This is a genomic window from Bacillus sp. FSL W8-1141 (assembly GCF_038593205.1).
GTDB classification, from domain to species: Bacteria; Bacillota; Bacilli; order Bacillales; family Bacillaceae; genus Bacillus; species Bacillus altitudinis.
Map to the genome: position 1 here is coordinate 602,902 of NZ_CP151973.1, position 13,511 is coordinate 616,412.

A 13,511-nucleotide genomic window follows, 5' to 3' on the forward strand; every position below is an offset into this window, starting at 1 on the left:
ATATACGTTCTTATTTCAGGCGGGGAGTGGTGAGATTGAAAAGGAAATTACTATTTTATGGGGCAATGAGCATTGATGGATATTTAGCAAGGGATGATCACCGTTTAGATTGGCTCATAGGAACAGAGGGCGAAGAGGATACGAGATATGAGGAATTTTATGCTTCAGTCGATACGCTGATTATGGGACGGAACACATACGAACAGGTTCTAAAGCTCTCACCTGATGGGTTTCCTTATGAAGACAAGACATGTTATATCGTTTCTCGCACTTTACAAGACAGCCATACAGGAACCCGTATCATTCGTGAAGATGTTCTCTCATTTATCCACAACTTAAAAAATGAAAAAGGGCAGCATATCTGGATAGTAGGAGGCGGGGAACTGCTTCAAGCATTATTAAAAGAAAAATTAGTCGATGAGCTGTATCTCCAAATCGCACCTGTCATGATTGGAAAAGGAATCCCTCTTTTCCCTCCAACTGATCAGGAATCTAGATTTTCATTACAACAAGTGAATCAATACAAACAAATTGCTGAAATGCATTTTGTGTCAAAAGAAGACCACTGAATCACAGGGGTCTTTTTTTTAATCAAACAAACACGTTGACAAGAAAATATCCTAGTGTTAGGATAAATTTATCCTAGTTTTAGGATTTATTGAAAAAGGAGTAGTTGCCATGGTGCAGCAAGATCAGGAATTAGACTTAAGGCTTTTCCGAGTGTGGATGAAAGCCTACCATGCCCTTTTTGCAAACATCCAAAAAGACATTGAACGTTATGATATCGGATTTGAAAACTTTCAAATTCTTGAATTACTGTATAGTAAGGGACCGCATCCCGTTCAAAAAATTAGTGAGATTCTATCCATTCCAAGTGGGAGCATCACCTATGTGGTCAACAAATTAGAAAAACAAGAATTAGTCAAAAGACAATGTGCACCTTCTGATAAACGTGTATTCCATGTATTACTGACAGATAAAGGGAAGCAGCTATTTGACGATATTTTTCCAAAACATACAGATGTCATTTCACAAAATCTGTCCTTTATCGAAACAGAGGAAAAAGAACAGCTCATTGAATGGTTGAAAAAAATCGGTTTAGGTGCAAAACAACTTCACGAAAAGGGGAAACAAGATGACACACAGCTTTGATACATTGGTACGTGAAAGACGATCAGCATCAAATTTTTTGCCAAATATCTCGATTTCGAGAGAAGAGCTTAATAGTATTTTTGAAGAAGTGAAGCTGGCACCTTCAGCCTTTAATTTACAGCATACGCAATATGTCGTCGTCCAATCAGAAGCGCTTAAAGAGCAAGTAAGAGATGCTGCATTTGGACAATATAAGGTGCATTCCGCTTCAGCAGCGATCATTGTACTCGGCGATCCGAAAGCTTATGAGCAAGCAGGAAACATTTATGAAGGCCTAAAAATGCTCGGCATCTTAAATGCGCAACAATATGAGGAAATGGTCAGAGAGACGATGAGTTTTTATGTGCAGAGAGGATCAGACTTTCAGAAAGAAGAGGCGATTCGCAATGCTTCATTATCTGCCATGCTATTTATGCTTGCCGCCAAAAACAAGGGATGGGATACTTGCCCAATGATCGGCTTTGACCCCGAAGCAATGAAAAAGGTGTTAAACATCGAATCAGATTTGGTTCCTGTATTAATGATTACACTCGGAAAAGAAAAAGTAGAAAGCAGACAAGCGAGAGGCTACCGCAAGCCGGTCTCTGAATTTGTGACATATTTATAAGATAGGGGGTTCCATTCATGGAACTAGGAATTAGTACATTTGTAGAAACAACACCTGATTTTCAAACAGGAAAAACAGTCAGCCACGCACAGCGTATTCGTGAAGTAGTAGAAGAAATTATTTTAGCAGATCAAGTGGGTCTCGACGTTTTTGGTGTAGGAGAGCATCATCGTGAAGATTTCGCCGCATCAAATCCAGCAGTCGTATTAGCAGCTGCGGCAACGCAAACAAAGAATATTCGTCTGACAAGTGCCGTAACTGTTCTTTCATCGGCAGATCCTGTTCGTGTGTTTCAAGATTTTGCGACATTAGATGGCCTTTCTAACGGTCGTGCAGAGATCATGGCTGGCCGTGGATCATTTATTGAATCGTTCCCGCTTTTTGGCTATGACTTAGATGATTATGAAGAATTATTTGAAGAAAAACTAGATTTACTGTTGAAATTACAGCAGTCAGAGCGTGTGACGTGGAGCGGTAAGCACCGTCCTTCCATTCAGGATGTCGGCGTATATCCAAGACCTGTTCAAGATCCGCTTCCCATCTGGATTGGCAGTGGAGGAAACAGAGAATCTGTCGTACGTGCTGGATTATTAGGATTACCACTTGTCCTTGCCATTATTGGCGGCAGCCCTAGACAGTTCGCACCGCTAGTGCAGCTCTACAAGCAAGCTGCGATTCACGCTGGACATGATCCTGAGAAATTAACGGTGGCATCCCATTCACATGGATTTGTTGCGGAGGAAACAGAATTAGCAGCAGATCAATTCTTCCCTTCTACACAGCATGTCATGAATACATTAGCAAGAGAACGAGGCTGGGGACCTTATACCCGTTCTACATTCGATGCAGCAAGAACATTAGAAGGTGCATTGTATGTAGGAGATCCAGATGCCGTAGCAGAGAAAGTGATTCATCTGCGAAAAAATGTAGGCATTACGCGCTTCATGCTGCACGTACCGGTCGGTTCGATGCCGCATGATCAAGTGCTGAAAGCTATTGAGTTATTTGGGAAAGAAGTGGCTCCTAAAGTAAGAGAAGAGGTTGCCCGCTGGGAAGCCGAACAAGCATAACAAAAAAGTCGATCAAGTGAATAGGCTTGATCGACTTTTTCTTATGCTTAAGGATCAATAACACATGGTTTCACTGTAGGGCATGAAGCAGCAGAAGCAAATGGTGTGGCCGTCAAGGTGAAGAGGAAAACAAGTTGAAAACAGATAAGCCATTTTTTCATGAAATCACCTCCGTTATCAATTGTTTCACTAGAACGAGGTGAGGATAAAAGCATGGAAGTATGTAACACCCTCTATCCAGCATAAGACAATCATATCATAATTTTCAAAAAAATGAAAAAATAACTTACTAAAGTTCTAAATTATGGTATGGTTGATATGTTCAACAAAAAAAGGGAGGGATTTTTTGTATGAAAAAGGTCATAACTTCTGTTTTGGTTGGAGCAATTGTTTTAACGGGTGCGGGTGTCACCGCTGTCCCGGTAGAAGCGAAGGGGAAAGTAAGCAGTGAAGTAACGGTACAAGCAAGTCGAACCGTCTCGGAAACGAGAACATATACGACGTCAAACATCCCATCAAGTATTACATATGCAAAGGATGGATGGGTCGGTATTCTCTATCAATCGTCAATTGAAGAGTTAGGTTTAGGAAAATATAGAGTTACCTTTACTGGAACGGTTGTACGCGATCCAGGATTTAATTAAATATAAAATGTAAAGCTGACAGGTGGACAAGCCTGTCAGCTTTTTTATTGCGGATAATAAAGAATCATTTGCAGCCTGACCATTTGTTCTCCAATTTGTTTATATGTATGAGTACGGTCTGCTTTAAAACGAATGGAGTCGCCGGCTTTTAAGCGATACTGTTCATCTCCAATGGATATATCAAGCGATCCCTCAAAAACGGTAATCAATTCCTCTGTCCCGCCAATGTGTTCATTTGCATGTAGCGACCCGCCAGGATCAATTTCTACTCGGTACACTTCAAATTTCCCTCGATCATCAAAAGGAAAAGTCGTATATACGCGATATCTCCCGTCATCTTCCGTTAAAATCTGTGCATCCTCATGGCGTACTACTTTGATTTCAGGCTGTGGTGCATGGATGAGCTCACTAAAAGATACCTTTAATCCGTTCGCGATTTTCCACAAAGTCGTGATGGTAGGGGTTGATTCTCCTCTTTCAATTTGTCCAATCATGGTTTTGCTGACACCAGTTAATTCTGCCATCTTTTCGAGGCTTAATTTCTTTTGGTCTCTAAGAAGCCTCACATTTTTAGAAATAATCGATTGTACATCTTCCATGAAAAAAACTCCTTTCTCTATTTACTTTATAAAGACCAAACGTTACAATAAAGCGTAACATACGTAATAAAGTAATTAAAGTCTTAATAACGTACAAGGGAGGCGGCAATTTGATTCTTTCTATGTTGATCTATGCTTTTGTGAGTAGCTTTACCCCAGGGCCAAACAATATCATGGCCATGGTGTTTACGAATAAATATGGGGTTAAGCAAACATTTCGTTTTTGTTTAGGTGTGGGTATCGGATTTCTCGTTATTTTGTGTTTGAGTTGCTTTTTTAATATCATTCTCTATCAAGTGATGCCGAAAATAGGGTGGGTCATGGCGTTCATTGGAGCTGCATACATGATTTATTTAGCGGTCAAAATCATGAAAAGTAAAGGCGAGGATGACGAAACACTTGATCGTTACAATCATTTTGTCCCTGGTATGATGCTGCAATTTATCAACCCAAAAGCGATTTTGTATGGATTGACCGTGATTTCAACATTTGTTTTGCCATATGGACAATCTAATATGCAGTATGTCATATGGACGCTGATTCTCGCACTTATTGGTTTTCTCGGTACATTCAGCTGGAGCCTATTTGGCTCTTTGTATAAGCGGTTTTTGACTGCTTACGAAAGACCGTTCCAGTATGTCATGGGGCTGCTTCTAATTTACAGTGCGGTTTCAATGGTATGGGGCTATGTCATGTAAGGTGTCAGAAGCTTGGCCGCTGCCTGCCCATCACAACAGTATTGTAATAAAGTCCATCTGCCAGACGTTTATCATTTTTTAATACCCCTTCAATCAGAAAGCCATGGTGCTCATATAAGCGAATGGCTTTTTGGTTCGTTTCCAGCACTTCAAGTGACATCTTCTGAATGCCTTGCTGATCTGCCCAGTCAATAGAAGCGGCTAAAAGCTCTTTGCCAATGTGATAGCCCCAAACATCCTTTTGAATGGCGACGCCAAAAGTCACTTTGTGAGCAAAGCGTTTGAGTGAATGTCCCTCACATCTTGAGAAGCCAACAATGTCTCCTTCAATATCAGCGACCAAAAATAAATGCCTGCTTTGTTTGGTATCCTCTTGAATCAACACCTCGAAATCTTTTTCATGAAGAAAGGCTTCGCCTGGTTCACGGTCTAAATATTCTGTTTCACCATCGATTTTCAGCCTGAGCGCTGATAACTGCTTGGCATCGCCAATTGCAGCAGACCGAATACGATAGGTCAAGTCACGAACAGTAAATATGTTTTCAGCGATAATCATAGAACACCAACCTTTCTTGTCGTTATGTCTATCATACCTGAAACGTGTACATAGCAGGTGAAAGCTTTTAAGCCTGTCTTATAAAACATTATTTTTTAATCCAGCAGGCTCTGGCTGGATTCTCATGATTTAGACTGAGAGCTTAAATAAGCTTCTCTCACAACTGTTAAAAAGTGCTCAGCGACGGTTGACGTTTCATCATGTCTCCATGAAACATATAAATTTACTCTTGGTGTCGTTTCTTGGATTTTTCTATAAACAACCCCTGAGCGTTTTACGCTTTCTACTGAGGATGGAACGACAGAGATTCCCATTCCTGCAGCAACTAAATTCACAATCGTATGCATTTGAATAGCTTCCTGAACTACGTTTAAACTTATGTTATTTTCCCAAAAGTAACTGATAATTAAATCGTAAAATGCAGCACCTAGATGACGCGGAAACATGATAAATGGTTCATTGGCTAATAAATGAATTGGAACTTTGGGAAATGAAGCTAAAGGATGGTTTTCTGGCAAAACCAAGCTTAAGGATTCCTCACAACAGATTTCTGAGGTAAGTATCTTATTATTTTGGTTAGAACGAATAAATCCTATTTGAATTTCTTTCTTATGTAGTGCTTTTAACTGCTGTTCTGTAGCCATTTCACATAAGACAAGATGAATGTTAGGGAAACTTTCTCGAAACCTTTTAATAATATCAATCACAATATCAGTAGAATCAACGAAACCGATCGTTAAATGCCCTATTTTTCCGTCATCTGCAAGTTGTGTTGCTTTAATCGTTCTATCTACTTGAAGGAGCGTACGGCGGGCTTCTTCTAAAAATACTCTCCCCGAATCTGAAAGTTCAACCTGTCTTCTCGTTCTATGAAAAAGCGTAACACCTAACTGTTCTTCTAATTTGCGAATTTCTTGACTTAATGGAGGCTGTGCCATTTTAAGACGTTCAGCTGCTCGGCTAAAATTTAGTTCTTCAGCAACCATTATAAAATACCGTATTTGTCTCAAATCCATCTTTAAGCCCCCAGTAAATTTCATACTTGCTTATTGTAAAATGATGAAGAAGGATTGTTATTAAACAGTTTTGCGCTTTTTAATGGAACTATTTTAATTATATAAAATACATATATATCTATCAGGATATATATATTATACATATTAATGGCCTCTTTTTATAATGAAAGTATTCTTTCAAAAGGGGGACATTGTTATGAAGTATAGTAAACTTGGAAATAGTGGATTAACAATTAGTAAACTTGCATACGGAAATTGGATTAATCATGGTGGTAAGATAAATGAAGATACTGCCCATGATTGTGTGAAAGCTGCTCTTGATGTTGGTATTACGACGTTTGATACTGCTGATGTTTATTCAGACACCAAGGCTGAAGAGATACTAGGCAGGTCTTTAAAAGGGATCCGGCGTGAAAGCATTGAACTTTGTACAAAAGTATGTCATCCAACCGGTACTGGGAAAAACGATAGAGGATTATCACGCAAGCATATCATGGAAAACTGTCATGCCTCTTTGCGACGTTTACAAACGGATTATATTGATATTTACTATGCACACAGGTTTGATCCAACTACGCCTCTGGAAGAAACGATGTTAGCTTTTGCTGATCTAGTAAGACAGGGAAAAGTGAACTATATTGGTGTAAGTGAGTGGACAGCAGAACAAATTACTCGAGGGGCAGTGCTTGCCCGAGAGCTAAATGTTCCTCTAATCGCCAGCCAACCTCAATACTCCATGTTATGGAGAATCATTGAAAGTGATGTAATACCGACCTGCCAGCGTGAAGGACTTGGGCAGGTCGTATGGTCGCCTTTGGCCCAGGGAATCCTTACTGGAAAGTATCTCCCTGGAAAATCACTTCCGACTAATTCACGTGCTAACTCAACTGCTGGAAAACCTTTTTTTAAAAACCTTGCTCAACGCTGGATGAATAATAACACCTTAGAGGCGATCCAAAAGCTTAAGCTTGTCGCACAAGAGGTTGATCTTACTCTCGCTCAGCTTGCGATAGCATGGGTACTGCAAAATCAGAACGTTTCTGCAGCAATTATCGGTGCTTCTAGTCCAGAACAGGTGAGGGAGAATGCTTTAGCATCTGAGGTGAAAATTGAAGCTGAATTGATGAATCAAATTGATGAAATTCTAGGTGATCTGGTCGAGTACGATCAGAGTAAAACAGGTTAAAGCTTTTAAGTCTATCTTATAGATCATTATTCTTTAATCCAGCCGACCTTGGCTGGATTTTCTTGTTGCTGTAGTTTCATGGGATCGCACACTCAGATGTTTTGTATTTGTCAAAAAGGCTAAATGAATAGTATCAAATGTGGAGGTGGAACAAATGAGTGAAGAAAAAGGACATATGGATAAAGCAAAAGGAAAAACGAATCAAGCCAAAGGTCAATTGAAAGAGAAGCTTGGCGAAGCAACAGATCATCAAAAACTGAAGTCAGAAGGGAAAAAGGATCAAGCCAAAGGAAAGCTTCAAGATAAAAAAGGGGATTTGAAAAATCACCTGAACGAGTAAATTCGAATACAGGACACTGCTTCATGTCTCCCTCATGACATGTCTTTCATCAATAAAATGAATAGATGTGTGAAAAGAATTGATTATACGCGCTCACTATCATCATGTAGACTTATAACAGAAGACATGATCAAGGGAGATGGATGAAATGAAGCAAGTATGGGGGAAAGTTGACGAGTATATCACAGATAAGTTGATTCCTAAAGATGATGTTTTGGAGCAAACTCTTATCAAGAATAAGCAAGCCGGGTTACCAGAAATAGATGTGTCGCCGGCCCAAGGAAAACTGCTTTATTTGTTAGCAAAAACCAAGGGTGCAAAGCGCATTTTAGAAATCGGTACACTTGGCGGTTATAGTACCATTTGGCTTGCCCGTGCACTTGAAGCGGATGGAGAACTCATGACATTAGAGGCTGTCAGTCATCATGCAGAAACAGCACAGCAAAACATAGACAGAGCAGGCCTAGCAGAACGTGTCACCATTTTACAAGGAAAAGCGTTAGATACTTTATCTCAGTTAAAAGAGCAGGATACGCTTCCGTTCGATTTGATTTTCATTGATGCAGACAAACCGAACAACCCGCAATATTTGAAGTGGGCGTTACATTTCTCAAAAAAGGGAACAGTCATTATTGCAGACAATGTGGTCAGAAATGGGGCAGTTCTCCATGCCTCTGATCAAGATGAGCGAGTGAAGGGAACGCGTGAATTTTTCAATTTACTCAAACAAGAGTCGAGAATAGAAGCAACCGCTATTCAAACTGTTGGCGAAAAAGGCTATGACGGCTTTATATACGGTATCGTAAAATGAAAAAAGCTTAACCGCATCCGGTTAAGCTTTTTCTTTTAGAAAAACCATCTAGCTGTGCCCATCAGCATGACGCCTACTAGAACGGTGAGGGACAAGCTTTTTGTCCAAATAGCGATTAACACAGTTGGAACCAAGACAGCAAGGTACATCCAGTGAATGGTGACGCCTGCTGTAGTATGTATGAAAAGATGCTCTGCAATCAAAGCGGTAAATATACAAATAGGGATAAACGATAACCATTTGAGCACCACTTCTGGCATCTGGATACTCCTTACAAATAAAAATGGAACGACTCTTGGGATGATGGTCACAATCATACAGCCAAGAATGAGCCATAACATAAAACTGCTCATCATTTATCTGTCACCACCCCGATAGTGGCAACAAGCACAGTTGCCAACAAAACAGCCACGTGTGAAGGAACAAAATGAAGCAGCACAAACATCGCAACAAACATATATAAAACAAGTGACAAGCGATGGGTTAGCTTATTTTTTGGCACCGTCTGTAAAGAAAGAATGAGCAGCGCAGCAAACATCGCAGATAAGGCAAAATCAAGACCAAGCGCCTCTGGATTTGAAATCCAGTGTCCAAATATTCCGCCAAGTGTACATGCGGCAATCCAACATAAATAAGCTGTAATATTCAGTCCATGCATCCATCTGTTATTCAATTTTCCTTGCTGTGCTAATTTATTCATCGCTACGCCAAAGGATTCATCAGTAAGCAGAAGACCAAACCCGATGTTCTGCTTTACAGAGTAGCGTGTAAAATGGGGGGCAAGCGTAAGGCTGAGTAACAAATGCCGTAAATTGACAATGAACGTGGTGAAAATAATAGCGGAAAGGGGGCTTCCTGTCACAAGTAATGCACAGATGATAAACTGTGAAGCGCCAGCATAAATAAAGATAGAGAGCAGCGCGATTTCCCATATACTTAACTGCGAACTAATGCCAACAATTCCAAAGGCAAACCCAATGCTCATATAACCAAGCAAGGTTGGCACACAATCTTTTATTCCCTCAAGAAACGGTTCGTTTCCGGCAGTGGGAATGTGTTTCCTAGCTTCAACATCCAAAGAACTCTACTCCTTTTCTGTGTAAACATCAATTGTTTTACTTACTATAAGAAAACGAATTCATCATGTCAATCCTATTGAACTTCTATTATATGAAGAAACATGGCGATAAAAAAGGATTGAAGTGAACCAGATTTTGTTATAAAGTAATCAGAAAATAAAAACAATTGGGGTGACTGATATGCAATGGAAGCCTTTATTTGAACATGATGTACCAAATCACCTCCGTCCATAACGGAGAGTGATCTCCGTTTGTGGATATCGCAGTGAATATATCCAGTAACGGAGGGGAAAAAATGAATGAAAAATATATAGGAGCCCTTTACTTAGCGTTAGCTGCTAGTATTTGGGGCGGTATGTATGTAGTGGTCAAAGTAACAGTTGCGGTGGTCCCGCCACTTGAGCTTGTCTGGATGAGATATGCAATAGCTGGAGTCGTTCTTGTGTTCACGATTTGGCGTTTGGGTTACTCTTTTCGATTAGACAAAAAGGATATCCCGCTGATTGTGGCGATTGGATTGATTGGCAACTTTCTCTCGATCGTGACCCAAGAAATTGGCACAATGTATACGTCTGCACAAATGGGTGCCGTCATCACATCGGCCACACCTGCTTTTATGGTGCTTTTCGCTTTCTTTCTATTAAAAGAATCATTCACAGTGAGAAAGTGTGTCTCCATTCTGCTTGCTACAGTAGGTGTGCTGACGATGATTGGGCCTGTCGCTGTTCAAACGGATGAGTTTGTTGGTGGTCTTTCACTGGTTATTGCTGCATTAACATGGGCGCTCATGTCTGTTCTTTTGAAACGAGTTCCAGGAAAGTATCCTCAAGTAGTGACGACAACATATGCGATCATTGTGGCCTTTATCGTGTTAACACCACCTGTCTTGTTTCGTTTGCCTCATCTTGATGTGCAGCAAATGGCAAGACCGGAAATATGGGGCGGCATTCTGTATCTAGGTATCATCTCAACGGCCCTTGCTTTCTTTTTGTGGAATAGAGGGCTTCAACTGATGGACGCTTCAAGCGGTGGTCTTTTTTTCTTCTTTCAACCAATCGTTGGCACGGTCCTTGGATGGATGCTTCTAGGTGAAGAGATGGGCTTACGTTCGTTTGTTGGGATTTTGTGTATTTTCGCAGGTGTATATACTGTCCTGCGTCAGAGAGAGTAAGACGAGATTCCCCTTGGAGAAGGGGAATTTTCTTTACAATGAATAGATGAGAGACTCATAGAAGGTGAAGGTGAGCAGGATGATCCAGTATCCGCATTTGAAAAAGGGACAAACAATTGGTGTGACAGCACCATCCTCAGGTGTACAATCCTCTTTGCATGAGATGTTTCAACTGTCTTGCGATCGGATGAAAAAAAGAGGCTATGAAGTCATATGCGGAGAGACAGTATGGCAGCAGGAAAAAGCGAAATCAGCCCCTGCGATCAAGCGAGCAAATGAGTTACAGCGGATGATGAATTGTCATGAGATTGACCACATCATCCCGCCATGGGGTGGACAGCTGCTTATTGAAGTGTTAGAGCATCTTGATTTCTCAGTGATGCAAAAAAAGTGGATTCTTGGTTACTCAGATACAAGTCTCCTTCTATTAGCTTTGACCTTAAACACTGGCATTGCGACAGCGCATGGACCGAACCTTGTGGATCTTCAGGGGGAAGAGCTTGATCAGGTGACGGCTATGTGGGAACAAATACTTTCCACTCCAGAGAAAAAGGACGTTACTCAATTTTCTTCTGATATGTATCAAAAGGAATGGCAGTATGACCATCCAAGCATTCATGTCTTTCATTTAACCGAGCCAACCGCATGGCGTACTGTTGATCACTTAGAGACGACGATGAAGGGAAGACTGATGGGTGGCTGTATTGATGTGATCCGGCACTTAGCTGGCACGCCTTTTGGAGATGTCAAAGCTTTTCAAGAAACATACCTGAAAGGTGAACCCATTCTATGGTATTTTGAAAACTGTGAATTAAATGCTGCGAGCATGAAGAGGTCTCTTGTTCAATTAAAACTAGCAGGCTGGTTTGATCATTGCTCTGGCATCATGTTTGGCAGGAGTGCAGTGGACACTCCTGTGGAAGGATATGAATATACGGATCTATATGAAGAATTGCATAAAGAATTACACATACCGATTGTTTACGATATTGATTGTGGACACGTACCGCCGCAAATGACCCTCATTAACGGAGCATATGCGGAGGTGCAGTTGCAACAAGAAGGTAAAGCCGTGCTGAAGCAGACATTTTTGCCATAAAAAAAGGAAAGGGCGACCCCTTTCCTTCATAAAAAACATTACATTCCTTTTGTTTCTTCACCTGCTTTTGGAACTTCCCATGCAGACTCTCGGAATACTTTTTCCCATTTAGAAACGACAATACAGGCAACCGCATGTCCAGGAACATTCACGCCTGTTCGAGCCATATCCATAATCCGGTCAACCCCGGCGATAATAGCGACACCTTCTGCTGGCAGACCTACTGCATGAGCTGTTGCCAAAAGAACAACAAGTGAGCCAGACGGGACAGCTGCAATGCCTTTACTTGTTAAAACAAGGACAAGCATCATGAGGAGCTGCTGTGATAAACTCATATCGACACCAAACGCTTGTGCAAGAAACACACAGGAAACCGATAAATATAAACTTGAACCATCGCAATTAAGAGAAAGACCTGACGGGATGACGAAGGAAACGATTCTTTTTGGGCAGCCGTATTTCTCCATCCGTGACATGAGCTGTGGAAGAACAGTTTCTGTACTTGTAGTAGAAAAGGCAACCAAAAACAAATCCCAAATCATTTTCAACACTTCGAAGTAGTTAAAACGGAAGATCAGTGCGACAAGAGGGAACAAAACAAATAGAATAATAAACAATCCTAAGAAGACAGTGCCAACAAGTTTCATCATAGGAATGAGTAAAACAATGCCGTATTGTCCGACAGAAGCTGCCATTAATGCTAAAACTCCAATAGGAGCTGTCACCATGACCATTTGTGTGAGCTTAAACATAATTTGTGCTACTGATTCAAAGAAGGTAAGGACAGGAGCGGAAGCTTTCCCAATGCCGCTTGCGGCTACACCGAATAAAATAGCGAAGAAAATCACTGCTAGTAAATCATTCTGAGCCATGACATCGATGATATTGGTTGGAATGATGTCTAAAACCATCTGTTTAAAATCGACGACCTTTTGAGTATAACCATCGAGTTCCCCAATATCTTTCTTAGCTAATTGAGAGAAATCGAGTCCAACGCCTGGCTTTAACACGTTGGCCAATAAAAGCCCGATTCCAAGAACGATGGTCGTAATGACTTCAAACCAAATGATTGTCTTTAATCCGAGACTGCCCATTTTCTTCATTCCACCGCTGCCAGCTGCGCCGATGACAATCGTAGAGAAAACAATAGGGACTACAATCATTTTAATCAATCGGATAAAGCCATCCCCAATGGGCCGCAGTGCCATTCCGAAATCAGGGAAGAAGTGGCCGATAAGAGCTCCTATCACCAAAGCGATCATGATTTGAAAAGCGACAAACTTTTTCATCATCTCCTACCTCCTTTAAATGCATGGAAAATATTAAGAATTTTCCAATAAATAAAAATTCTAGGTGACCATGTTTTGTCCTCCTTTGGATTTAGAAAGATTTTATTTAAGAATCATTAGAATTATGAAGAAAGAAATGAAAATAGGGCGATTGAAACTCTATTTATCTAACAAAAGAGCACTTCTTAAAAAAC

General features: G+C 40.7%; 17 protein-coding genes. 11 read left to right on the top strand and 6 right to left on the bottom strand.

All coding sequences use genetic code 11. From position 1 onward, the window contains the following. Window positions 1-29: 29 nt before the first annotated feature. From NSQ52_RS02985 to NSQ52_RS03005, 5 genes are all read left to right on the top strand, one after another. Window positions 30-569: a dihydrofolate reductase family protein gene (locus NSQ52_RS02985; protein WP_096881063.1), complete on the top strand. Its 540-nt coding sequence runs from the start codon at window positions 30-32 to the stop codon at window positions 567-569. A gap of 109 nt (window positions 570-678) precedes the next feature. Next, window positions 679-1,152 (top strand): MarR family transcriptional regulator, encoded by a 474-nt coding sequence (locus NSQ52_RS02990; protein ID WP_007496406.1) that lies wholly within the window; start codon window positions 679-681, stop codon window positions 1,150-1,152. Further along, window positions 1,136-1,759 (top strand): nitroreductase family protein, encoded by a 624-nt coding sequence (locus tag NSQ52_RS02995; protein ID WP_039170198.1) that lies wholly within the window; start codon window positions 1,136-1,138, stop codon window positions 1,757-1,759. The genes NSQ52_RS02990 and NSQ52_RS02995 overlap by 17 nt, the downstream gene beginning before the upstream one ends. A gap of 17 nt (window positions 1,760-1,776) precedes the next feature. Further along, entirely contained in the window at window positions 1,777-2,829 is a 1,053-nt protein-coding gene (locus NSQ52_RS03000) for an LLM class flavin-dependent oxidoreductase (RefSeq protein ID WP_024719164.1), read from the top strand. A 350-nt stretch (window positions 2,830-3,179) separates the two neighbouring features. Further along, window positions 3,180-3,473 (top strand): hypothetical protein, encoded by a 294-nt coding sequence (locus NSQ52_RS03005; protein WP_024719163.1) that lies wholly within the window; start codon window positions 3,180-3,182, stop codon window positions 3,471-3,473. Between the two features lie 44 nt (window positions 3,474-3,517). Here NSQ52_RS03005 and NSQ52_RS03010 read toward each other — a convergent pair whose 3' ends face one another. Then, on the bottom strand, window positions 3,518-4,072 hold the full coding sequence (locus NSQ52_RS03010) for an XRE family transcriptional regulator (protein WP_342473904.1): 555 nt from the start codon (window positions 4,070-4,072) through the stop codon (window positions 3,518-3,520). 110 nt (window positions 4,073-4,182) lie between these two features. Here NSQ52_RS03010 and NSQ52_RS03015 point away from each other — a divergent pair, with 110 nt between their 5' ends. Next, entirely contained in the window at window positions 4,183-4,770 is a 588-nt protein-coding gene (locus NSQ52_RS03015; RefSeq protein WP_342473905.1) for a LysE family transporter, read from the top strand. A 4-nt stretch (window positions 4,771-4,774) separates the two neighbouring features. Here NSQ52_RS03015 and NSQ52_RS03020 read toward each other — a convergent pair whose 3' ends face one another. Together NSQ52_RS03020 and NSQ52_RS03025 are read right to left on the bottom strand one after the other, a co-directional pair. Then, entirely contained in the window at window positions 4,775-5,326 is a 552-nt protein-coding gene (locus NSQ52_RS03020) for a GNAT family N-acetyltransferase (protein ID WP_096881064.1), read from the bottom strand. Between the two features lie 122 nt (window positions 5,327-5,448). Then, window positions 5,449-6,342 carry a LysR substrate-binding domain-containing protein gene (locus NSQ52_RS03025; RefSeq protein ID WP_096881065.1) on the bottom strand — a complete coding sequence of 298 codons (894 nt, stop codon included), beginning with the start codon at window positions 6,340-6,342 and terminating at the stop codon, window positions 5,449-5,451. Between the two features lie 196 nt (window positions 6,343-6,538). Between NSQ52_RS03025 and NSQ52_RS03030 the strand changes: the two genes are divergently transcribed. The 3 genes from NSQ52_RS03030 (at window position 6,539) to NSQ52_RS03040 (ending at window position 8,679) form a co-directional block, all read left to right on the top strand. Further along, on the top strand, window positions 6,539-7,528 hold the full coding sequence (locus NSQ52_RS03030; protein ID WP_342462297.1) for an aldo/keto reductase family protein: 990 nt from the start codon (window positions 6,539-6,541) through the stop codon (window positions 7,526-7,528). A 154-nt stretch (window positions 7,529-7,682) separates the two neighbouring features. Beyond that, window positions 7,683-7,868, top strand: coding sequence for a CsbD family protein (locus tag NSQ52_RS03035; RefSeq protein WP_012009048.1), 186 nt, complete (start codon window positions 7,683-7,685; stop codon window positions 7,866-7,868). 148 nt (window positions 7,869-8,016) lie between these two features. Beyond that, complete coding sequence (locus NSQ52_RS03040; protein WP_342473906.1) at window positions 8,017-8,679, top strand: O-methyltransferase; 663 nt, start codon at window positions 8,017-8,019, stop codon at window positions 8,677-8,679. A gap of 35 nt (window positions 8,680-8,714) precedes the next feature. On the opposite strand, the gene NSQ52_RS03045 is transcribed toward NSQ52_RS03040, so the two are convergent. Both NSQ52_RS03045 and NSQ52_RS03050 read right to left on the bottom strand, forming a co-directional pair. Next, window positions 8,715-9,035, bottom strand: a complete 321-nt coding sequence (locus NSQ52_RS03045) for an AzlD domain-containing protein (protein WP_039170187.1) — start codon at window positions 9,033-9,035, stop codon at window positions 8,715-8,717. Next, the gene (locus NSQ52_RS03050) at window positions 9,032-9,757 is read right to left on the bottom strand and encodes an AzlC family ABC transporter permease (RefSeq protein ID WP_007496390.1); all 726 of its coding nucleotides are present in this window, start codon (window positions 9,755-9,757) and stop codon (window positions 9,032-9,034) included. Before NSQ52_RS03050 ends, NSQ52_RS03045 begins: the two co-directional genes overlap by 4 nt. Window positions 9,758-10,053: 296 nt before the next feature. On the opposite strand from NSQ52_RS03050, the gene NSQ52_RS03055 reads away from it, so the two are divergent. After that, window positions 10,054-10,929, top strand: coding sequence for a DMT family transporter (locus NSQ52_RS03055; protein WP_024719156.1), 876 nt, complete (start codon window positions 10,054-10,056; stop codon window positions 10,927-10,929). 79 nt (window positions 10,930-11,008) lie between these two features. After that, complete coding sequence (locus tag NSQ52_RS03060) at window positions 11,009-12,028, top strand: S66 peptidase family protein (RefSeq protein ID WP_058336354.1); 1,020 nt, start codon at window positions 11,009-11,011, stop codon at window positions 12,026-12,028. Window positions 12,029-12,066: 38 nt separating this feature from the next. Here NSQ52_RS03060 and gltP read toward each other — a convergent pair whose 3' ends face one another. Further along, window positions 12,067-13,317 carry a glutamate-aspartate/proton symporter GltP gene (gene gltP / locus NSQ52_RS03065; protein ID WP_024719154.1) on the bottom strand — a complete coding sequence of 417 codons (1,251 nt, stop codon included), beginning with the start codon at window positions 13,315-13,317 and terminating at the stop codon, window positions 12,067-12,069. Window positions 13,318-13,511: the final 194 nt, after the last annotated feature.